Origin of the sequence: Dyadobacter chenwenxiniae (assembly GCF_022869785.1) — a bacterium.
GTDB classification, from domain to species: Bacteria; Bacteroidota; Bacteroidia; order Cytophagales; family Spirosomataceae; genus Dyadobacter; species Dyadobacter chenwenxiniae.
In genome coordinates this window covers 2,104,724-2,125,789 of record NZ_CP094997.1, presented here as the reverse complement: position 1 = coordinate 2,125,789, position 21,066 = coordinate 2,104,724, and the positions used below count along the sequence as shown (strand labels likewise).

The window sequence follows — 21,066 nt, the reverse complement described above, 5'->3', positions numbered from 1 at the left end:
TTTTCAGGAATGAATGAAAACTTCTTCTTCAACCTCGGTCACTTCCATGAATCCTGCATCATTAATGTGGTCGTATCTTACTGCTTTTGTTTCGTTAATCAGTAACGGATCGTATTTTACCGCCACACGAACGTAATTGTCGGTGAACCCCAGCATCTGACCGTTCTGAATCTCGTCTTCAAACAAAACCAGTCCCTGCTTGTCGACTTGCTGCTCATAGAAGAAGCGCTTTTTCTTTTCCGAAAGGATATGAAGCATTTTGGAACGATCTGCCCTAACATTCTTGGCAACAACAGGCCTGATTTGCAAAGCCGCCGTATTTTCTCTTTCCGAATAAGTGAAAACGTGCAGGTAAGAAACGTCGAGCTCATTCAAAAACTGATAACTTTCTTCAAAAAGCTGCTGCGTTTCGCCCGGGTGGCCTACGATCACGTCCACGCCAATGCAGCACTCAGGCATCAGCGATTTGATCTTCGCAACGCGTTCTGCATACAATTCACGCTTATAACGACGCTTCATTAATGCCAAAACCGAGTTGGAACCCGATTGCAGCGGAATGTGAAAATGATGTGCAAAACGTTTCGATGTTGCAACAAACTCAATGATCTCGTCGGTCAGTAAATTTGGTTCAATGGAGGAAATGCGGAAGCGTAAAATGCCTTCCACCTCGTCCAATGCCTTTACCAGATCCAGAAATGTCTCTTTGCGCTCGCCGTTCTGTAAACCGAAATCACCAATGTTAACGCCCGTCAAAACGATTTCTTTCACGTCCCTTGCAGCAATGTCCCGAGCCGCTTTCACAATGTTGGCTATGCTGTCGGACCGGCTTTTGCCTCTTGCCAATGGAATGGTGCAGTAGGAGCAGGGATAATCGCAGCCGTCCTGTACTTTGAGGAAAGTGCGCGTGCGGTCATTCAGTGAATAAGAAGTGTGATATTCAACGGCGTGGTCGATAGTGGAAGCGACCACCTGTGCCGGTTGGCCAAATGGTGTCTTTTCAAATGTATCGATCAGCTCCACCAAACGGAATTTTTCCGCAGCTCCCAAAACCGCATCCACGCCTGGAATTTCAGAGATTTCTTTGGGTTTCAATTGCGCATAGCAACCAATAATGGCTACATACCCATCGCCATTGATCTTTTGAGCCTCGCGCACAATCTTGCGGCATTTTTTATCCGCATTTTCCGTAACAGAGCAGGTGTTAATAATAAAAATATCAGGCGTTTCATTAAACTCAACCTTCTGATATCCTTTCTGCTCAAACATGCGGCCAATGGACGACGTTTCAGAATAATTCAGTTTACAGCCTAATGTATAAAAAGCGACTTTTTTCATTGGTTTTAATTATCCTGCGAATTTACAAATTTATTGGCAATCAGCTGTTGGCAATCAGCTGTCGGCTTTTGGCGTTCGGCAGTAGGCTTTCGGCTGTCAGCCGTCGGATTCTGGCTCTTGTGAATCGATGCGACCGTCGAAAGCTGACTGCGGAAGCCGACTGCCGAACGCTAACTGCCGAAAGCCGACTGCTGACCGCCGCCTACCTTTTCAAATAATCGCTGAAAGACGATTGCAAATATGCTTTTCCAAAGTTTTCTTCTTCTGGCGTCAGTGCTCCGGTTTTTTCTATGATGTTGCCGCCAATGTTGTCCCGCACCAGAAAACCGCCGGGTTTCATCCAGCCTAGCCCATTGGTAAATGCGAAATAAGCAAATGGGACACGGTTTTTGCCAAAGATATCATTGCTCCAAGTGAATGAACCCGAAGGAAGGTGCAACTGGTTCAATAATGTTGCTGCCAGATCGGTTTGCGACGACAGCGAATCAATTCTTGACGGCTGCATTTGTAACGCGCCTCCGAGCCAGAGCATTGGGATACGAAATTCAGCAGGCTTGCTTTTGTCCGTTTCCGGGAGCGGATGGCCGTGGTCGGCGATGATGATCACCAGCGTGTTGTTCCACCAGGATTTGGTTTTAGCAACCTTAATAAATTCTCCTATCGAAGCGTCCGTATAATGATGGGCATTCAAAAACAAATGTTCAGCATCATTACCCGGAATCGCCGTTTTGACCGGAACTTCAAATGGCTCGTGGCTGCTTAATGTAAAGAGCGTTGAGAAAAATGGCTGCTTCTGCTTATCCAGATCACTCATCAGGCGGTTCAAAACAATGTGGTCATGCGCGCCCCATTTGGAATTCATATCCTTTTCATCAAAATCATTTTTATCGATAATTTGGTCAAAATCCTGCTGCATAAAGTAAGATTTCATATTGGCAAACTCCGTTTCACCGCCATAATAAAAGGATGTATGCCAGCCATTTTGCCGAAAAATCTTTGGTAACGAGGGTAATGACATCGTTTTTTTCGGGATTTTGATAATTGAACTGGTCGGCTGCGCGGGATAGCCGCTTAAAATGGCAACCATTCCCTTGTCGCTGCGATTTCCGCTTGCATAAACATGGGTAAAGAGCAATCCTTCTTTCGCCAGCCGATCAAACTGCGGCGTTACATTTTTCAAACCGTTCAAACTGCCAACCACTTTCGAGGTAAAGCTCTCCCAGATGATGACGACGACATTGATCTTACCGGCTTTCACAAGGTGCTGCGATGTGCTGTCAGCCTTGTAAAGCGCCTGTGTCATCCGGTCGGCCTCTTTTTCGTCAAAATACAGGAATGGGTTTTTCTTTGAATAACTCGCATTGATGAGCGAACTCATGTAATTCCACGGCACATTTACGGCGGCATAATTGGCAAAGCTCTTTTCGCTGAAAAACACGGCGCTTTCGTTCATAGGCGCCAGCTGCAACCCGCCACGGATCGGAATGATCAGGCTGGCTGCCAGGATCAGGAAAACGGGGATTGTGTAAATAAAACCGGTTTTTTCAAAGGCGCTCATGCTGCGTTTAATAATGGTCTGCAGCAATTTCCAGACAAGGAAAAATAACACCGCAAAAAGTATCAAAAGCGGAAAAACAGGCGCCGCGCCCATGGAAGCGAATGCTTCGGTGGGCGTTTTGAGATAATGCAAGGACGTGGCGTCAATGCGAAATCCCCAGGCTTTAAATAATTCCAGGTCCGCCACGACCATTAAGGTGATCAAAAATGCAATGATGGAGCTAAAAATGACCAGTGTTTTTTCATACCACTGCCATTTTCGGGCCGTGAACATCATGAGCAGTGCAGGGATCATTAGGATGTAGCCTGCAAATGAAATGTCCATTTGCAAACCATGCGCAGCGCTCTTTACCCAAAGAGATGACGGCAGCTCGAGCGTTTTTTTATAATGGTAAGCCAGAAATATAATACGGAAAAACTGGAAAAGAACGACCCAGCTAATCCCGTATAGGGCAATAAATTCTAATCTTTTGCGCATTTGTGTCCAGGAGAATTTGCAAAGTTCCGAAAAATGCGCCAACCTGCATTATTATGCTGCCTAAATGTGAAAATCTAACGCAGAATAGTTGTAGATACCTTTAAATAAATAATTTTGAGGAGAATTAATATAAATCCGATTATAAATGACTTTTCGTTCCAAAGCTTTTGAGATTGCTCAAGGCCGGGTTGCCCCTTCGCTTACCCCTCCATCTGAAAAAGTAGCTGACTTATACGGAAGCAATACATTCAGTGATGATGTCATGAAAACGTTGCTGTCTGCCGAGGCTTACACCAAAATTTCCAACGCCATACGATCAGGTTCGACAATAGACCGGGAAGTGGCGGATGAGGTTTCGGCGGCAATGAAATCATGGGCAATTTCAAAGGGCGCAACGCACTATACGCACTGGTTTCAGCCCCTAACCGGAACGACTGCCGAAAAGCACGACTCATTTTTTGACTTAACAATAGACGGAAAAGCTGTCGAGAAATTCAAAGGAAGTGCATTGGTCCAGCAGGAGCCGGATGCATCTTCGTTCCCGAGCGGCGGTTTGCGTGCCACATTTGAGGCACGCGGTTATACAGGCTGGGACCCGAGCTCGCCGGCATTTCTAATGGATAATGGGGCAGGGGGGAAGACCTTGTGTATTCCGTCCGTTTTCATTTCCTACACAGGTGAAGCGCTTGATTATAAGGCTCCGTTGCTCAAATCGCTCGTCATGCTGGATAAAGCGGCGACTTCGGTTTGCCAGTTTTTCAACCGCGACGTAGATAAGGTGACGCCGACATTAGGCATTGAACAGGAATACTTTTTGGTTGATAAAGCGCTCTATTATGCGCGTCCCGACCTGTTAATGGCAGGAAGGACCGTTTTCGGGCATAGTCCCGCGCGCGGCCAGCAGCTGGATGACCATTATTTTGGATCAATATCCCCGCGCGTGAATGCGTTTATGGTGGATTTTGAATTTGAGGCATTAAAACTGGGCATTCCGGTCCGCACTCGCCATAATGAGGTCGCACCTGGCCAGTACGAATGTGCACCTACGTTCGAGGAAGTGAACCTGGCTATTGACCACAATGCATTGCTAATGGACTTAATGCAAAAAGTGGGTGACAGGCACAATTTTCAGGTTTTGTTTCACGAAAAACCATTTGCAGGCATTAACGGAAGCGGAAAACACAACAACTGGTCGCTTTCAACAGACACTGGTATTAACCTGCTTGCGCCGACTTCCAAGCCTAAGGAAAACCTGCGTTTCCTGACATTTCTGATGAATGTAGTCAAGGCCGTTCACGATCATGCGGACTTGTTGCGCGCGTCCATTTCGTCTGCCGGTAATGAGCATAGGTTGGGAGCCAATGAAGCACCGCCTTCGATTGTGTCCGTTTTCTTAGGGAATGAATTGACTAATATGTTGGAAGAATTGGTCAACAAAGGGGAGATTACGCTCGAAAAAGGAGAGAATTTCTATTATAAGCTTGGCATAACCCGCATTCCAAACCTGCAACGCGATAACACGGACCGCAACCGCACGTCGCCGTTCTGTTTTACGGGAAACAAATTCGAATATCGCGCCGTAGGAAGTTCTCAGAACAGCGCGTCTCCAATGATCGTTTTGAACACCATTGTGGCCAACCAGCTTTTGGAATTCAAAAAAGAGATGGACGAAAGACTTGCCGCGGGAGAAGAGAAGAAAGTGGCGACAGTCGAAATCCTGAAACGCTATTTTACCGAATCTAAAAACATTCTTTTCGAAGGAAACGGTTATTCTGACGAATGGGTGGAAGAGGCGAAGAGCCGCGGCCTGAGCAATATCAGGGAAACTTACGACGCCTTATATGCTTACACAACCGAGCGCACGATCACCGCATTCGAGCGAATGGGCGTGCTTACGTCACGTGAGCTGCATGCGCGGTATGAAATTGAGCTGGAAAATTATGTCAAGAAATTACAGATCGAATCCCGCGTGATTGGTGACTTGGCGTTGAACCACATTGTTTCGACAGTTGTGAAATACCAGTTTAAACTTGCCCAGACAGCGCGATCGCTCACAGACCTGGAAATGCTGGAAGAGGCGGCGCCAATCAAGGAAATTATCAAAGATATTTCCACGCATATCGTGGTCATTAAAAAACTGGTTCACGAAATGACAGAGCAGCGTAAAACGGCCAACAACATTGATGATCTGTTTGAAAGGGCCAAAATGTATGGCTCTGAGGTGAAAGGATTTTTTGAAGAGATCAGATATCATGTGGATAAACTCGAATTATTGATCGATGACGAAGACTGGCCTTTGGCAAAATACCGTGAAATGTTATTTTTGGAATAATTTTTAAAGCGAGCGCTTTATTCAAACAAACAATTGAAACTATGAATCCGGGATTTGATCCAGAAGAAATTGCAGTGCTGAAACAAGAATGTAAAGCAGAGCGATCGAGCTTTATACATGTTGAGGACGAATTGGAAGAGGATGAAGAGGAAAACAACGAGCATGCGCACGTTCAGTTCGTAGGTTTTTACAAAGAAAAAGAAGTCATCTATGATGCGCTGATTTACACTTTGCGGTTACATCATTCGACCCTCGTATATGACGCTGCTTTGGAAAGGTTAAAAAAGGTGATGCCAAATTACGTGTCCCTCGACGAGCGCCCGGAAAATTACGTTGCGGATGAAGAGCAGGACGAGGAAGCAGAATTGTTGCTCACCGAGTTCATCGAAGAGATAGAAGAAAATGAAGAAATAACAGTCCGCGAGCACGTTGAAACAGACGAAACATTTGATTATGGAATCGGATTGGAAGTGGGTTTAAATAAAACCGAAATCAATGATAAGACGATCAACGATTTCATCATACGCTTCAACGCCGGCCGCATCCAGCTAGACCCAACGCTCTACGCGTTTTCTGGAAGCGAAGAGCAGGATTGATGTTAAAGTCCCGGAGGGACGCAATATCGGTAGCGAATAGGTCAATACGTGGAATGAAAATCCCGGAGGGATGGAACGACGTGCATGTCGTCACATCCCTCCGGGATTTTCATTTTGCCAGTCGATTAACATTGCTACCGATATTACATCCCTCCGGGATTTTTTCATTTTGCCAGCCGATTAACATTGCTACCAATATGATTCCCTCCGGGATTTTCTGCGGCTACTACACGGCTACCGCGCGGCGGTTGACAATATTGCATGCTCCGTGATTCGTTGACGGGTGCCAACGCTTCGCGATTTGACAATGCCCTTTAACGCAAAAAACCGCCATGAAGCGGTTTTTTGCGTTAACATTATATCTATTCTGCAAATATTATAGCGCAGATTTAACAGTCTTGATAATACGCGCTGCTACTTTGTAAGGATCAGCAGCTGAGTTTGGACGACGGTCTTCCAAATATCCGCTCCATCCTTTTTGAGGAACAAGAACAGGGATACGGATTGAAGCACCACGGTCAGAAACTCCGTAGCTGAAATCGTGGATAGAAGCAGTTTCGTGCTTTCCAGTCAAACGAAGGTGGTTATCAGCACCGTAAACGTCGATGTGTTCTTTCACAACCGGACGGAAAGATTCGCAAACTTTATCGAAAACTTCTTTGCTGCCAGCAGTTCTCAAAGCAGAGTTTGAGAAGTTGGCGTGCATTCCGCTTCCATTCCAGTCAAGCTCGCCGAGAGGCTTGCAATGCCAGTTGATAGCAACACCATATTTTTCACCGATTCTTTCAAGCAAGTAACGGCCAAGCCAGATCTGGTCACCAGCTTCTTTCGCGCCTTTTGCGAAAATCTGGAATTCCCACTGTCCTGCTGCAACCTCTGCATTGATACCTTCTACATTAAGTCCGGCTTCAAGACAAGCGTCAAGATGCTCTTCGATAATTTCGCGACCAAATGCGTTTTGCGCGCCTACTGAGCAATAGTAAGGTCCTTGTGGTGCAGGGTAACCATTTGCCGGGAAGCCAAGCGGTTTGTTTGTTTCAGTATCCCAAAGGAAATATTCTTGTTCGAAACCGAACCAGAAATCATTGTCATCATCTTCAATTGTTGCACGACCGTTGGATACGTGAGCAGTCCCGTCAGCATTAAGTACTTCACACATTACAAGATATGCATCTTTGCGCAATGGATCCGGGATAATATAAACAGGTTTCAATAAACAGTCAGAAGAACCGCCAAGCGCTTGTTCAGTGGATGAACCATCAAATGACCAGTTGCTGCAATCTTCCAATTTCCCACTAAAATCGCTTTCAATTTTGGTTTTGCTACGTAAACTTTGGGTCGGCTTGTAGCCATCCAACCAAATATATTCCAGCTTGGATTTTGACATAATAGTACTAGATAAAGTGGTGACGAATAATTATAACGGCACAATATTAATGCAAAAATGTATTTCCAAAAAATAAAAACTAAGAAATATTAACCTTATGCAGAATATTATTGCGTTTGTGGTAGTATTGTCAGTAAAAAATGCATTATTCCTATAAAGTGTTTGAAATCTGAATTCAGGCTTACTGATAAATAATTTTGTAAAAACCTGGATATTACGTTTAAATAAGCTCCAACCTTCATTGAAATATTGCAAAAATGCAAAATTCAGGTTTTTTAATAAACCCGGAATAATATAATGAAAGCGTGGCGTTTTATTATGAAAGGGTCGTTAATTTCAGCGTTATTTTGAAAACCAACCCGGTTTTTTTACCTTATTGAATATTTTCTTTTCACATGCATTTATTTTATCAGCCCGACTCGAATCTTTACGAACTGGATGAAGAAGAGGCCAGGCATAGTTCCAAGGTTTTGAGGCTTAATTCCGGCGACATTATATATGTTACCAATGGCAAAGGCACATTGCAGAAATGCGTGCTTAACATTCAGGGGAAAAAAGCCGGATACGAAGTGCTCGAATCGCAGACCATTCAGAGACGTCCTTTTTCTGTTCATATGGCGATCGCGCCCACGCGCAAGGCGGAGCGAAATGAATGGATGGTGGAAAAAATGACCGAGATAGGGGTGGAGCACATTGACTTTGTGGTGACCGAGCACACTAACGCTGACACGATAAACCGGGTCGTAAACCTGACCAGGCTGAACCGCATTGCAGCGGCCGCCATGAAGCAATCGCAGCAACATTACCTGCCTATCATCACCATTGGCAATAAATATGAGGCGTTTATTAAAGGAGTGGCAGATTCGGAGAAATTAATTGCCTATGTTCCGGATCACAATAAGGTTGAACACGTTTTTAGTAAAGTAAAAAAAGACTCAGGCACAACTTTATTAGTAGGGCCGGAAGGTGATTTTAGTGAAAAGGAAATATCATTAGCACTCGAATACGGATTTTCAACCGTTTCCCTCGGCCCGACCCGTTTGAGAACCGAAACCGCAGCAGTAGCTGGCTGTCATGCTATAAATCTGGCACAAAACATTTTATAAACGCACCCAACCAGTATGAGAAGATCAGTAGTGAGTTTTGGCAAAATAGTAGGGCTGGTCGCATTTGTTTTAATAGGCTCCGCGACATTCGCTCAATCATCATTAAAAATAGCCAAGCTCAAATACGGCGGCGGTGGCGACTGGTATGCCAATAAAACTTCGCTTTCCAACCTGATCAAATTCTGCAATACGGAGCTCAAAATGAACATTAACCCCGCGGAAGACGTGGTGGAAGTGGGCAGCCCGGATATTTTTGCATATCCGTTTGTCCACATGACAGGGCACGGTAATGTTGTTTTCAGTGACGCTGAGGCGCAAAATCTGCGCAATTATCTGTTGTCGGGGGGATTTTTGCACATCGATGACAATTACGGATTGGATCAGTTTGTCAGGAGAGAAATGAAGAAGGTTTTTCCAGAGCTCTCTTTTGTGGAATTGCCTTTTGATCACCAGGTATACCGCATTAAATATGTGTTTCCGGAAGGTTTGCCCAAAGTTCATGAACACGATGGAAAGCAACCGCAGGGCTTCGGATTGATCTGGCAGGGTCGGCTGGTTTGCTATTACAGCTACGAAACGGACCTCGGAAACGGCTGGGAAGATCAGAGTGTTTACAATGATCCGGAAGAAATGCGCAGAAAAGCATTGCAAATGGGGGCAAACTTGCTGAGCTATGCTTTTATGATTCTTTGAGTAATATCAATGTTGTTTTAATCCGTAATCTCACAAAAATCGTATCTCTCTATATTAAAATAATTCCAAATTAGGTTTTCCGATTTTCGGTTTTGTAAACGCTTACCCTTACTTTTGTACCAAGTTTAAAATATTATAATTTCATCTCGTTCCATGTATATTGTTCTTATCGTTTTTGTTGTACATTGGTATTTGTCCCTATTCTGTCAAACCTTCTTCCTACACCGCTATTCCGCTCATAAGATGTTTATTATGAGCAAACCGTGGGAGCGTTTCTTTTATTTGCTGACATATCTTTCCCAAGGTTCTTCTTATTTAAGTCCAAGAGCTTACGCGATTTTACACCGCATGCACCACGCTTTTAGTGACACAGAAAAAGATCCGCACTCTCCGCATCACACTAAAAACGTTTTTACGATGATGTGGGAAACGAAGAATATTTATAATGCTGTACTTAGCCGCAAGCGCGCGATCGAGTCGCAATTCGAAAGGAATTATCCGGAATGGCGCTTTATCGAAAAACTCGGCGACTCATGGCTTTCCCGTTCCGGGTGGGCATTGCTTTATACTGCTTTTTATATCCTGGCGTACATATATCTGGATATGCATTGGGCATTCTTCTTCCTTTTGCCTGTACATTTCCTAATGGGCCCGATCCACGGAGCGATTGTAAACTGGAGTGGTCACAAATATGGTTATCAAAACTTCGATAACGACGACAAATCTAAGAATTCGTTAATTTTCGACTTCTTAATGATGGGCGAGTTATTTCAAAACAATCACCATAAAAAGCCTAATTCAATCAATTTCGGCTCACGCTGGTATGAAGTCGACCCGACTTACCCGGTGATTAAGATGCTGAATAAGTTGAAGATTATTGAGATTAGGAAGAAGAATTAATAAAGTTAGTAGGTGGCTTAGTGCTAGCCCTTCGACTCCGCTCAGGGTGACAAGTAAATTGTCCATGGGCGGAGTTTTTTTATGTCTTACTGACGGAGCCCCTGTCACACTGAGCGGAGCCTCTGTCACACTGAGCAGAGCCCCTGTCACACTGAGCGGAGCCGAAGTGAACCGCCCAGCGGCCGAAGGGCACAAAAAAACTTTGGCAGGTGTGAGATACACCTGCCAAGTTTGCTTATTAACACCACAAAAAATGAAATCCTTTTTGAACTGCCGTTTTATCGGCATGTCTTATTGAGACAATACAAATAAATCACACAATACTTAAAAAGACGTTAATAAAAAGTTAGAATTTCCTTAGAGCTTCGATAAAGTTACTACGAATGTCGTTCCCTTCGGCTCGTTTGAATAAATGGCCACATTGCCATTATGGAGTTTCACAATCCGCTCCACCAGCGAAAGCCCAATCCCATATCCCTTAATATTGGCCGTGTTGTCGCTGCGGTAAAAAGGCTGAAATACCAGGCTTTGATCTTCTTTGGGAATTCCCTTTCCGTTATCTGAAAAACTCAATGTCAGTCTCCTCGCCGATGTTTTCAGATCCACATTTACGGTATGATTATCTGAAAACTTGCAGGCATTGTCCATCAGATTCAGGAAAGCTGTTTTAAGCAATGTAGTATTTCCTGTCAGTTCCAACCAGGTGTCGTCTTCCGGCAGTTCTTCAAAATTGAGCTGAATGTTATAGGAAGGGTTTGCCTGTGCAAGTCCCATCCTGCAATCCAGCAGGAGGTCGTCGACGCGGATGATTTCTGTGAGCAGATCTTTCTGATCCTCACTTACTTTGGCGAGCTCCAATAGTGTGTTTGAAAGCTGCGCAAGTTCCTGAATATCCTCCAAAACAGACCTGATCGTCAATTGATAATCAGCCGTATTGCGTTCTTTGAGCATGCTAACTTCCAGCTGAGATCGGATTTTGGTTAATGGGTTTTTAAGCTCGTGGGAAACATTGGCCACGAAGATCTTTTGCATCTGAAAAGCCGTTTCAATCCTGTCCAAAAGATTGTTAAATGTGGTGGTTAAGCGTCCTATTTCATCCTTTTGGTTCGGAACATCAAGTCGGGTATCGAGCTTTTGGGGTAAAATTCTTTCCACTGCATTCATAACCTTGGAAATCGGCCGTAATGCACGTTTGGAGAAAATCCAGCCCACAAGTGCGACGATAATTGTTACTATAAAGAACAAAACCGTGAGCAATGTGCTCAAATTGGAAAGATTGGCTTGTCCGTACAAATCTTTCGCGCCGAGCAAAACAACGGCTTTGTTGTAGGGATATTTGTAATACAACCCGACAACTTTATATTCGCCGTCGGTGTAGCGGATCTGGCCTGCTTTGCGGATTTCGTCCAGCCAGTAATTGGAAACATGAATGGATTTTGAATGCGGGTTGGTTGGATTGCTATAAATCAGCCGGTTTTTTTCGTCGAAAATAAATGTGTTTTCATCATAGATCAAATCGCGGTTGGTTTCGTCCAAGGCTTTTAAAACCTCCGTATTGACCTGAGGAACAATCAGCAAAAGTTCCGCCTGCGACTTGGCTTTCGACCTTAAACGATCGTAAAAATCCTCATTAACATTGTAATACGAGAAAAAATAGATCGCAAGAAACGTGATCAGAAGGATTCCGCTCACCAGCAGGGAAAACTGAACTGTAAGTCTGGTGCGGATTTGCATAATTTACTCTACTTTAAGCACATAACCCATGCCAAACTGGGTATGGATCAATTTGACGGGATAATCCTTATCAATTTTTTTACGGAGATAATTTACATAAACTTCAATGACATTGGTGCCCGTATCGAAACCAATATCCCAAACTTGCTCTGCAATCTCCACTTTGGAAATAACCCGGCCCTGGTTCCGGATCAAGTAAACAAGTAAATTGAATTCTCTTGCAGTAAGGTTGATTTTATTGCCTGAACGGTGGACCGTTTTAGCATCCAGCGAAACTTCCAGATCAGCAAATTTCAGGACCTGCGCAGTGTGTGAAACCGTCGTCCCACGCTTAGTAAGTGCTCTCACACGCGCCAGGAGCTCTTTAAACTCAAATGGTTTGACCAGATAATCATCCGCGCCTGCATCCAGACCGGTTACTTTATCGTCCGTGGTCCCCAGTGCCGTCAACATTAAAATCGGCGTTTCGTCTCCCCAGTTCCGTATTTCGCGACAAAGCTCAATGCCGTTTATTCCCGGAATGATAATGTCGCTGATGATCAATTGATAAGTGTTATTTTTTGCCAACTGCCTGCCAATCAGGCCGTCGTATGCAATGTCGACCTCGTATCCGTTTTCTTCCAGTCCTTGTTTAATGGACTGCAAAGTTTTGGGCTCGTCTTCAATTAATAGTAGTTTCATGCGATGGGTAAGAATAATTCAGAAACATCCTTCCAATTGGAAACACGCTTATATGAGGTTTCTTTAACATTATGCGGCGCTGTAAAAAGGATGCCCGCCCCTTTGAATGCATTCAGGTTCCGCACATGATCATCGACCAGGTAATCGGACTGAATAATGCTTTTATAACCGCAGAACACCACATTTGTCCAGGGTATGAACGGAAAGTGCTTTTTGAGCCAGGCAAATTTGTCGTTGAATGATGTAGGAAATTCCATGCATGCGGTCGCAACAAATATTTCGTAGAATTTAGACAGCTTGTAAACCGTTTCCACTGCGCCGTTCATCACCTCAATGTCTGCAAAAAAGCCCGGTGTGTCTATGATCCTGTGCAGTTTAGTCAGCTGCTTGGGATGCAATATGTCCCTGAAAGCACTTTTGCTCAATTGTTCTTCAGTATATAAGGTCGAAAAATCATTATGAACGATGCTGACGAGTTTCTTGTGCGTATCCGCCAGCACGTCATCCATGTCCAAAGTGAGTCTGAGCATTACATTATGGATCTGTGCGTATCGAAATTTTCAAGGTAATCGTTCACACGTTTCAGAAAAAGCCCGCCTAGTGAGCCGTCCACAACGCGGTGATCGTAAGAATGGGATATGAACATCAGGCTGCGGATGCCGAGCAAGTCACCTTGCGGCGTTTCAATTACAGCCGGTTTTTTCTTAATAGCTCCAAAAGCCATGATGGCAACCTGCGGCTGTACAATGATAGGCGTTCCCATGAGGTTGGCAAATGCACCAATGTTGGAAACGGTGTAAGTTCCGCCTGCCAGGTCATCGGCCTTCAACTTATTTTCCCGCGCTCTTTTGGCAAGATCATTTACTTTCCTTGCTAAACCGGGTAAATCATACTGGTCAGCGCGATGGATAACCGGAACGATCAGGTTTCCATCCGGTAAAGCCACGGCCATACCAATGTTAATTTCCTTTTTCTTAATGATCTTATCGCCGTCAACCGAAATGTTGATCATAGGATAATCCTTAATCGCCTTCACCACAGCTTCGATCAAAATCGGCGTGAATGTAATGCTATCGCCGGTCTTCTTTCTGTATTCTGCTTTCGTATGTTCGCGCCACTGCACCACCGGCGTCATATCCGTTTCAATAAATGAAGTGACGTGCGCCGAAATTCTCCTGGACTCGATCATGCGCTGCGAAATCATCTTCCGCATCCGGTCCATTTCAATGATCTCGTTGGAGCCATTCAGTGAAGTTGCAAGCGGCGTTGGCACTCCGATATTCTTTTTCCGATTATCCAAAAATGAAAAAATATCACTTTTGGTAACCCTGTTTTCCATGCCCGTTCCGTGAATGGTCGCAAGCTCGGTTTCAGTAATGTGCTCTCGGCGCGCAATGCTGAGCACGAGCGGGGAGTAGAAGGCGTTGTGGTCTGGATTACTATTGGCCAGTTCTAAGGCGGGCTCGGCCTTTTTGGTAAGCACTTCCTCATATTCTTTTTCGAGAGCAGCTGCGGTTGCTTCCACTTCCGGTTCTGCACTAACCGGCGCATGAACGGGTTTATCTACGGGCTGCTGGTCATCCTCATCCACGTCATTTTCAACTTCAATCTTCGCAACGGGGCTTCCAATCGGAACAACATCATTTTCTTTGACAAGCCACTCCGTAAGCACGCCGGAAAAAGGGCAGGGCACTTCCGTATCCACTTTGTCCGTGGCAACCTCCAAAATGGAATCATCCACCGAAACCTTGTCACCGGCTTTCGCAAGTAAATGAAGGACGGTACACTCCATGATACTTTCGCCCATTGGAGGCATTACCATTTCAACTATTTTCATAACTGGTTTCTTTCGTTGGCGCATAAGATTGAGCGCCGCAACTAATTAATGTTCTTCTCAGCCTTTTATCGTAAGGCTTGTTTTCAAAATGGTTTTCCTCAACAAATTCAACGCGTAGGAAGAAGTAAGTTCTATATTGATCTTGCGGTTGTTACGCAATGTTAGCAACTGGGTGAATGTTTCATCCGGCGTTGCGCAGGCAATCCAGATCGTACCCACCGGTTTGTCATCCGTGCCGCCATCAGGTCCGGCAATGCCCGTGGTTGAAATCGCAAATGTGGTGTTCAGCACCTTGCGTGCACCTTCGGCCATTTCCCGCGCAGTCTGCTCGCTGACGGCCCCGTATGCTTCCAATGTCTGACGTGACACACCTAACACATTCATTTTGACCTCATTACTATAACTTACAACTGAACCTTCAAAATAACGGGAAGCGCCAGGAACGTTTGTAATCTGATTGGCTACAAAACCGCCGGTGCAACTCTCTGCCGTGCCTACCGTGGCGTGGTTTTGAACAAGTAACGATCCGATGACCGTTTCCAGTTCATCACTATCAAAACCAAAAACCCATTCTTCAATGTACGGCATCAGTAGCCCGACTTGTTCGGCCAGCTCGGCATCAAGTTGAATCTGATCTGTTCCTGTGCCGGTCAAACGCAGCTTTACCTGTCCAAAATGAGGCAGGTAAGCCAATTTTATATGTGCGGGAAGTGCATCTTCCCAGGGAGCGATCTTCTCAGCCAGGAATGATTCTCCTATGCCGATCGTCCGCACCGATTTATGTTGAATAATGTTGGAAACAAACTTCGCTTTAAGCCTGGGAAGGATCTCAAATTCCATCAGGCTCTTCATTTCGTAAGGCACGCCGGGCAGCGAAACGTAAACAACATTGTCTTTTTCAAACCACATGCCAGGCGCTGTTCCCCAAAGGTTGGGAATGTAGGTACAATTTTTGGGAAGTGCAGCTTGCTGAATGTTCAGCTCAGTCATGGCGCGACCGCGTTTCGCAAAAAAACCAGTGATCAGTTCGAGTGCCTCCTGATTGATTTCCAGTTCAGTCCCAAAATATTCGCAAAATGTATGCTTGGTAATGTCATCGCGGGTAGGGCCGAGGCCTCCCGTCACAATAATAACATCCACCCGCTGGCTAGCCGCCGCGAATGCATCCAGGATGTCCGCTTTATTGTCTCCAACCGAAGTCTTCCTCACCGGACGAATGCCTATATCAGTGAGTTGAGAGCCAATCCATTGCGTGTTCGTATCCGTAATTTGTCCAAAAAGAATTTCATCACCGATCGTTAATATTTCAGCCCGGATAATGGGAAGCATAGTTTGAAATGGGTTGAATGAGACTGTTATTTCCCAAAAATAAGTAAAATTAATCGTTATTGAGTACGTTTAAAGCGTAGTCAGAATTTAACAAACACAATCGTAATGAATCACAAAATCTTAGCAATATTATTATTTTCACTCATATCAGCCACTAATTCGCAGGCGCAGTTCAACTTAGGAAAAGTGCTGGATAAGGTAGGCGGAAAATCGGATGCGCTTGGTGAAAACGAAATCGTTTCAGGCTTGAAAGAAGCCCTAAATGTTGGGATCAGCAACGGTTCGGCGGAGGCTTCCAAAGTGGATGGTTTTTTCAAAAATGAATTAATTAAAATCGCTGTTCCCCCGGAAGCGCAAAAGGTGGCTGAAACTTTGAGAAAAATGGGATTGGGCGACCAGGTTGACAAATTCACCTTATCACTCAACCGCGCCGCGGAGGATGCTGCGAAAAAATCAAAACCGATCTTCGTAAAAGCAATTACTTCCATGACCGTGCCTGATGCGCTGGGTATTTTAAAAGGACAAGACGATGCAGCGACGCAGTATTTAAAGAAAACAACTAATGAAGATCTTTATAAAACATTCTTCCCGGTTGTAGACTCCACGCTTAACCTGAACAAAGCCACTGATTATTACAAAGAGATTGTAGACACTTACAACAAGCTCCCTCTGGTCAAAAAAGTGAATCCCGATTTGAAAGGTTATGCTACCCAAAAGACCATTGACGGGCTATATGTTTTGATCGCTCAGGAAGAGAAAAAGATCCGCGAAGACCCGAAAGCGCGTGTTACCGATCTTTTGAAAAAGGTGTTTAAACAGGCAACGAAGTAATTTTAGAACTATAAATATCCTCGATTGGTTACTTTTGTCTGAAATATTAACACCTCATATGAAAAAATCGGAAATACATTTTACCGTTGAACTCGACGACAAGAACATACCGGAAAAGATTTTTTGGAATGCAACGGACAACCCTAACGAAGGTATCAACGACACCCGTGCGATCGCCATTGCCGTTTGGGACCATTACCACCGCGGCACATTAAAAATCGATCTTTGGACAAAGGACATGGAAGTTTTCGAAATGAAACGCTTCTACATCGAACTCATGAGCGGCATCGCAGACACGCTGCTTACTGCAACAAATGATACCGTCATGGCCGACGCCATTGAGGGCGTGTGCGAGACGTTAAGCAAGAAGTTGGATGAAGAGATGAAGGCTGCGAAGTGACCTCGGCTCCGCTCGGTCTGACAGGGCGAACTGCTCCGCTCGGTCTGACAGGGCGAACTGCTCCGCTCTGTCAGACCGAGCGGAGCCGAGGTCAGACCAACAATTTATTTGTGCGAATCGCTTCCAGACTTGTCACCCCGAGCGGAGCCGAGGGACGCCTGGTCCTTCTTCGGCAGACTCTTAACCACCAAATCATAAGATTCTTTCACCCATTCAAATAACGTCTCACTTGGAATGTTACCGGTGACGTGGACTGTATTCCAGTGCTTCTTGTTCATATGATATCCGGGATTTACGTCCGGATATTTTTCTCTTAGCTCTTCTGCTTTTTCAGGATCACATTTGGCGTTGAACTGATGTGACGCTGAGTCCATGGGCGTGAGGAGGAAGACTTTGCCTTTGACCTTGAACACTAATGTATCTGGCCCAAATGGCAATTCTTCTGTCACACCCGGGAGTTTCAGGCAGTAATCTCTCAGCGATTCTAAATTCATCTTGTCAATGCTCTAACGATCATAATGATAACGCAAATCAGGAACATGACGATGGAAATTTTGTTGATCCCATGCATCATGCGCAGGTTAAAGGAATCGGGGGCATTCGGATCCCTTTTTTTGAAAACGCGAAAGAAATAACCAAACACGTCGCCTAACTGAAAGTATCTTTTCATAAAATTTACGGTTTTCTGTCTTTACCAACCCTACTAAACCAATATTTCCCGCTCATCCGGCTCAATCCAGCGGCCGTCTTCACGTATTAAGCCAATTAATTCCTCCACAGCCCTGGCCGCCGTAACCGATCTTTTGATTACTTCCTGACCACGATACAAAGCGATTTTATCCTTGCCCATCCCCACATAGCCGTAATCCGCATCCGCCATTTCACCCGGTCCGTTTACGATGCAGCCCATAATGCCGATTTTCACACCTTTCAAATGTTCCGTGTGCTTGCGGATCATTGCCGTCGTTTCCTGCAAATCGAAAAGTGTTCTGCCGCAGGACGGGCAGGAAATGTATTCCGTTTTTGACATCCGGGTTCTCGCAGCCTGTAAAATGCCGAATGCAATGCTGTTGAAGGATGCGGCAGATTTGAGCATATCGGCATGGGTGATATGCGTTGGAAAGGATGGCTGCAGTAACACGCCGTCCCCAAAGCCATCCACGAGCAAGCCGCCGATGTCGGTGGCTGAGTATAATGTAAGCTCGTCGCCCAAATCACTCGCGTAATCGCACTGTACGACCACGGGAACTTTAATGCCTTTTTCAACCAGTTTATAGAAGAACCGGCGAAGTTCGGGCATCGCGTGTGCATTGTCCGTGTGGATTAGGAGGACAACATTTGTTGCTAACCGGATGCTTTCAAGGAGCAAATCGTCGAGCGAATGAATGGTTCCCTTGATAAAATTCAACTGTGGGGAAACGCTTGTTTTATCAATTTCAAGCCATTCTCCTGCTTCGAAAAGTGGAAATTTGTTAACTGCATTTTCGTGCGTTAACCATTGCTCAAAATCCAGGATTTCACGCAATCCGTTGGGCAGCATGAAAGGCGCAGGATTTTTTCCGGAATATATAAAATCAGCTCCCTGATCATTCATCGCCCATTTGTCAGGCACAGGCAGAAAGAAATGTCCAACGCTTTTAAGGTCTTCCAGCTGGGTTACGTGGATATTAGAATAATCCGCAATAACACGCGGCACATTCAAATGACCAATGTTATAAACTTCCTTTGTATCTCTTCTTGTATATTGGAATGGATTAATCGGGCAGGATTCAACGGGTTCAATATATCCGTGCGGCGTACGATTCGCATATCGCTGGATCAAGGCACGGGCCACAGGAGCCTCCTTTTCAGGCGCTTCGGTTAGAGAAACCCGCACCGTATCGCCAAGACCATCTTCAAGCAATGTGCCAATGCCGACTGCAGACTTAATCCTGCCATCTTCTGCTTCCCCGGCTTCCGTAACGCCCAAATGCAGCGGATAAGGCTTCAACCCTTCTTCGTCCAGACGCTGCACAAGCAAACGATAGGCTTCCACCATGACCTGCGTATTGCTGGATTTCATGGAAAGCGCAATGTTAAAATAATTAAACTCTTCACAAATGCGCAAAAATTCCAGCGCAGATTCAACCATTCCGAGTGGTGTGTCGCCATAACGGCTTAATATCCGGTCGGACAGCGAACCGTGGTTTGTCCCAATTCGCATGGCTGTGCCGTACTCCTTGCATATGCGGACCAGCGGGATGAATTTTTCCCGAATTCTTTCCAGTTCTGCGGCATAGGAAGCGTCGGTGTAATCGATGATTTCGAAACGCTTGCGGTCTGCATAATTACCTGGATTAATCCTTACTTTTTCAACGATCCTGGCGGCAAGTTCAGCTGCATTAGGCGTGAAATGTATATCGGCGATCAGGGGAACATTAATACCAAGCTTGCGCAGGCCGTTCCGTATGTTTTCAAGATTTTGCGCTTCCTTCACACTGGGCGCGGTGATGCGCACATATTCACAACCCGAATCCACCATGCGGATCACTTCGTCAATGGAACCTTGCGTATCCATGGTATCAACGGTTGTCATGGACTGGACGCGGATGGGATAATCGGAGCCCATGGGGAGGTCGCCGATGTTTATTGTGATGGTTTTTCGCCTGTTATATGCTGTCAGTGAGGGACAGTAAAGATTTGTCGTTTTTTCAGAAGCTGTAACTACTGCCATGGAGTTGTTATTATATTGGCAAAGGTCTTAAAACAAAAACACAATCGGAATTACAATCGTGCATTTTAATGCCTCAGTTTTCGATCCGCGTTCCTGAATCAACGGTGATAATGTAACTTTTCCCGCCTTCTTTTTCAATGGCTTCGGCCACTTCTTCTGCCTTCGTGGGCGCATACACAAACATGCAACCGCCACCGCCCGAGCCATTGATCTTGCCGCCTAATGCGCCAGCAGATAATGCAGCATTCATCATGCGCTCGATTTTGGGTGTTGAAGTTCTTTTATGGTCGCGCAGGTTTTCGTAGTGTTTGTAAAGCAGCCCGCCGAAATGTTTGTCAAATTCCTCATTAACAGGGATATGGATACTTTGCGTTAACAAAACTTTCCCTTCAACAAGAATGTCGCGGTCTTCCAGATTCGCTTTTAAAAGACTCAGTTCATCGTCGGTAAGCTGCGCTTTATAATCAATCCAATTGTCAAAAGGCGTGGTGAAAATGGAGAATTCGGGATCGTAATTGGAGACTTTTTTGATCACATCTTCCATTCCATAACGGCAGCGCGCCAGAATTCCTAATGTGTCTTTTGGCTCCAAAGAGTCACCTAGAACGAATGTTCCGAGCGTCGGAGTCAGTGCTTCAACGTGGATAATGGGTGTCGATTCCAGGTAAATCACATGGCCGATGGCTGTCGAATAATGATCCATCATGCCGCCCGGTTCCCCAAATTCGAGCACCTCTGCAGCATTAGCAATTTCGCCCAGTTCTTTTTGGGAAAAACCAACCGGGTTATCGCTCATTTTATCCAGAAAATGTGCCCAGGAAACAATGAGTGCGGAGGAGCTCGACGTTCCTGAATTAATTGGAATATTACCCTGTATAACACATTCAAAGCCTTTTGAGAATGTTAAACCCTTCCGTTTTAAAATATTAATGGTGCTGCGGAAATAATCCCGCTGCACCACGTATGGAAATGTGTCATGGAGTGAAAATTCCTCTTTCAGCCCAAGATCGGGCAAATGCAGGATGATTTTGCTGTCATCCCGGTAATGTCCGTCGATGCTGATCCTGCGCGAAATGGCTGCTGCAATGACAGGTAAGCCAAGATAATCCTGATGTTCACCAAATAAACATATACGGCCCGGGGTCGAAATCCTCATG

The 21,066-nt window shown here is 45.2% G+C and carries 19 protein-coding genes; 7 read left to right on the top strand and 12 right to left on the bottom strand.

Translation table 11 applies throughout. From position 1 onward, the window contains the following. Positions 1 to 3 precede the first annotated feature (3 nt). Complete coding sequence (mtaB, locus tag MUK70_RS08740) at positions 4 to 1,335, bottom strand: tRNA (N(6)-L-threonylcarbamoyladenosine(37)-C(2))-methylthiotransferase MtaB (protein ID WP_234655844.1); 1,332 nt, start codon at positions 1,333 to 1,335, stop codon at positions 4 to 6. A gap of 202 nt (positions 1,336 to 1,537) precedes the next feature. Beyond that, the gene (locus tag MUK70_RS08735) at positions 1,538 to 3,370 is read right to left on the bottom strand and encodes an LTA synthase family protein (RefSeq protein WP_234655845.1); all 1,833 of its coding nucleotides are present in this window, start codon (positions 3,368 to 3,370) and stop codon (positions 1,538 to 1,540) included. 145 nt (positions 3,371 to 3,515) lie between these two features. Between MUK70_RS08735 and MUK70_RS08730 the strand changes: the two genes are divergently transcribed. Next, the gene (locus MUK70_RS08730) at positions 3,516 to 5,702 is read left to right on the top strand and encodes a glutamine synthetase III family protein (protein WP_234606771.1); all 2,187 of its coding nucleotides are present in this window, start codon (positions 3,516 to 3,518) and stop codon (positions 5,700 to 5,702) included. 41 nt (positions 5,703 to 5,743) lie between these two features. Then, complete coding sequence (locus tag MUK70_RS08725) at positions 5,744 to 6,298, top strand: hypothetical protein (RefSeq protein WP_234613227.1); 555 nt, start codon at positions 5,744 to 5,746, stop codon at positions 6,296 to 6,298. A 376-nt stretch (positions 6,299 to 6,674) separates the two neighbouring features. Here MUK70_RS08725 and MUK70_RS08720 read toward each other — a convergent pair whose 3' ends face one another. Further along, positions 6,675 to 7,685, bottom strand: coding sequence for a glutamine synthetase beta-grasp domain-containing protein (locus MUK70_RS08720; RefSeq protein WP_234606773.1), 1,011 nt, complete (start codon positions 7,683 to 7,685; stop codon positions 6,675 to 6,677). Between the two features lie 395 nt (positions 7,686 to 8,080). Here MUK70_RS08720 and MUK70_RS08715 point away from each other — a divergent pair, with 395 nt between their 5' ends. From MUK70_RS08715 to MUK70_RS08705, 3 genes are all read left to right on the top strand, one after another. After that, positions 8,081 to 8,791, top strand: a complete 711-nt coding sequence (locus MUK70_RS08715) for an RsmE family RNA methyltransferase (RefSeq protein WP_234655846.1) — start codon at positions 8,081 to 8,083, stop codon at positions 8,789 to 8,791. A 15-nt stretch (positions 8,792 to 8,806) separates the two neighbouring features. Further along, positions 8,807 to 9,484 carry a DUF4159 domain-containing protein gene (locus MUK70_RS08710; RefSeq protein WP_234655847.1) on the top strand — a complete coding sequence of 226 codons (678 nt, stop codon included), beginning with the start codon at positions 8,807 to 8,809 and terminating at the stop codon, positions 9,482 to 9,484. Between the two features lie 153 nt (positions 9,485 to 9,637). Continuing rightward, entirely contained in the window at positions 9,638 to 10,384 is a 747-nt protein-coding gene (locus tag MUK70_RS08705) for an acyl-CoA desaturase (protein WP_234606776.1), read from the top strand. A 357-nt stretch (positions 10,385 to 10,741) separates the two neighbouring features. Here MUK70_RS08705 and MUK70_RS08700 read toward each other — a convergent pair whose 3' ends face one another. From MUK70_RS08700 to MUK70_RS08680, 5 genes are read right to left on the bottom strand one after another with little or no spacing between them, the layout of a single operon-like run. Further along, on the bottom strand, positions 10,742 to 12,118 hold the full coding sequence (locus MUK70_RS08700) for a sensor histidine kinase (RefSeq protein WP_234655848.1): 1,377 nt from the start codon (positions 12,116 to 12,118) through the stop codon (positions 10,742 to 10,744). 3 nt (positions 12,119 to 12,121) lie between these two features. Continuing rightward, on the bottom strand, positions 12,122 to 12,799 hold the full coding sequence (locus tag MUK70_RS08695) for a response regulator (RefSeq protein ID WP_234606778.1): 678 nt from the start codon (positions 12,797 to 12,799) through the stop codon (positions 12,122 to 12,124). Next, on the bottom strand, positions 12,796 to 13,329 hold the full coding sequence (locus tag MUK70_RS08690; RefSeq protein ID WP_234655849.1) for a 5' nucleotidase, NT5C type: 534 nt from the start codon (positions 13,327 to 13,329) through the stop codon (positions 12,796 to 12,798). The genes MUK70_RS08695 and MUK70_RS08690 overlap by 4 nt, the downstream gene beginning before the upstream one ends. After that, complete coding sequence (locus tag MUK70_RS08685; RefSeq protein WP_234655850.1) at positions 13,329 to 14,636, bottom strand: dihydrolipoamide acetyltransferase family protein; 1,308 nt, start codon at positions 14,634 to 14,636, stop codon at positions 13,329 to 13,331. Before MUK70_RS08685 ends, MUK70_RS08690 begins: the two co-directional genes overlap by 1 nt. 57 nt (positions 14,637 to 14,693) lie before the next feature. Next, positions 14,694 to 15,965 (bottom strand): competence/damage-inducible protein A, encoded by a 1,272-nt coding sequence (locus MUK70_RS08680; protein ID WP_234655851.1) that lies wholly within the window; start codon positions 15,963 to 15,965, stop codon positions 14,694 to 14,696. Positions 15,966 to 16,070: 105 nt separating this feature from the next. Between MUK70_RS08680 and MUK70_RS08675 the strand changes: the two genes are divergently transcribed. Then, positions 16,071 to 16,796 (top strand): DUF4197 domain-containing protein, encoded by a 726-nt coding sequence (locus tag MUK70_RS08675; protein WP_234606782.1) that lies wholly within the window; start codon positions 16,071 to 16,073, stop codon positions 16,794 to 16,796. 58 nt (positions 16,797 to 16,854) lie between these two features. After that, the gene (gene gldC, locus MUK70_RS08670) at positions 16,855 to 17,196 is read left to right on the top strand and encodes a gliding motility protein GldC (RefSeq protein WP_234613237.1); all 342 of its coding nucleotides are present in this window, start codon (positions 16,855 to 16,857) and stop codon (positions 17,194 to 17,196) included. Positions 17,197 to 17,300: 104 nt separating this feature from the next. On the opposite strand, the gene MUK70_RS08665 is transcribed toward gldC, so the two are convergent. The 4 genes from MUK70_RS08665 to MUK70_RS08650 all read right to left on the bottom strand — a co-directional run bounded on the left by MUK70_RS08665 (position 17,301) and on the right by MUK70_RS08650 (position 21,065). Beyond that, positions 17,301 to 17,690, bottom strand: coding sequence for an MmcQ/YjbR family DNA-binding protein (locus MUK70_RS08665; protein ID WP_234655852.1), 390 nt, complete (start codon positions 17,688 to 17,690; stop codon positions 17,301 to 17,303). After that, positions 17,687 to 17,866, bottom strand: coding sequence for a DUF6728 family protein (locus MUK70_RS08660; RefSeq protein WP_082216504.1), 180 nt, complete (start codon positions 17,864 to 17,866; stop codon positions 17,687 to 17,689). The genes MUK70_RS08665 and MUK70_RS08660 overlap by 4 nt, the downstream gene beginning before the upstream one ends. A gap of 33 nt (positions 17,867 to 17,899) precedes the next feature. After that, positions 17,900 to 19,909, bottom strand: coding sequence for a (E)-4-hydroxy-3-methylbut-2-enyl-diphosphate synthase (gene ispG, locus MUK70_RS08655; protein ID WP_234655853.1), 2,010 nt, complete (start codon positions 19,907 to 19,909; stop codon positions 17,900 to 17,902). 73 nt (positions 19,910 to 19,982) lie between these two features. Then, positions 19,983 to 21,065: a GHMP family kinase ATP-binding protein gene (locus tag MUK70_RS08650; RefSeq protein ID WP_234655854.1), complete on the bottom strand. Its 1,083-nt coding sequence runs from the start codon at positions 21,063 to 21,065 to the stop codon at positions 19,983 to 19,985. Position 21,066 lies beyond the last annotated feature (1 nt).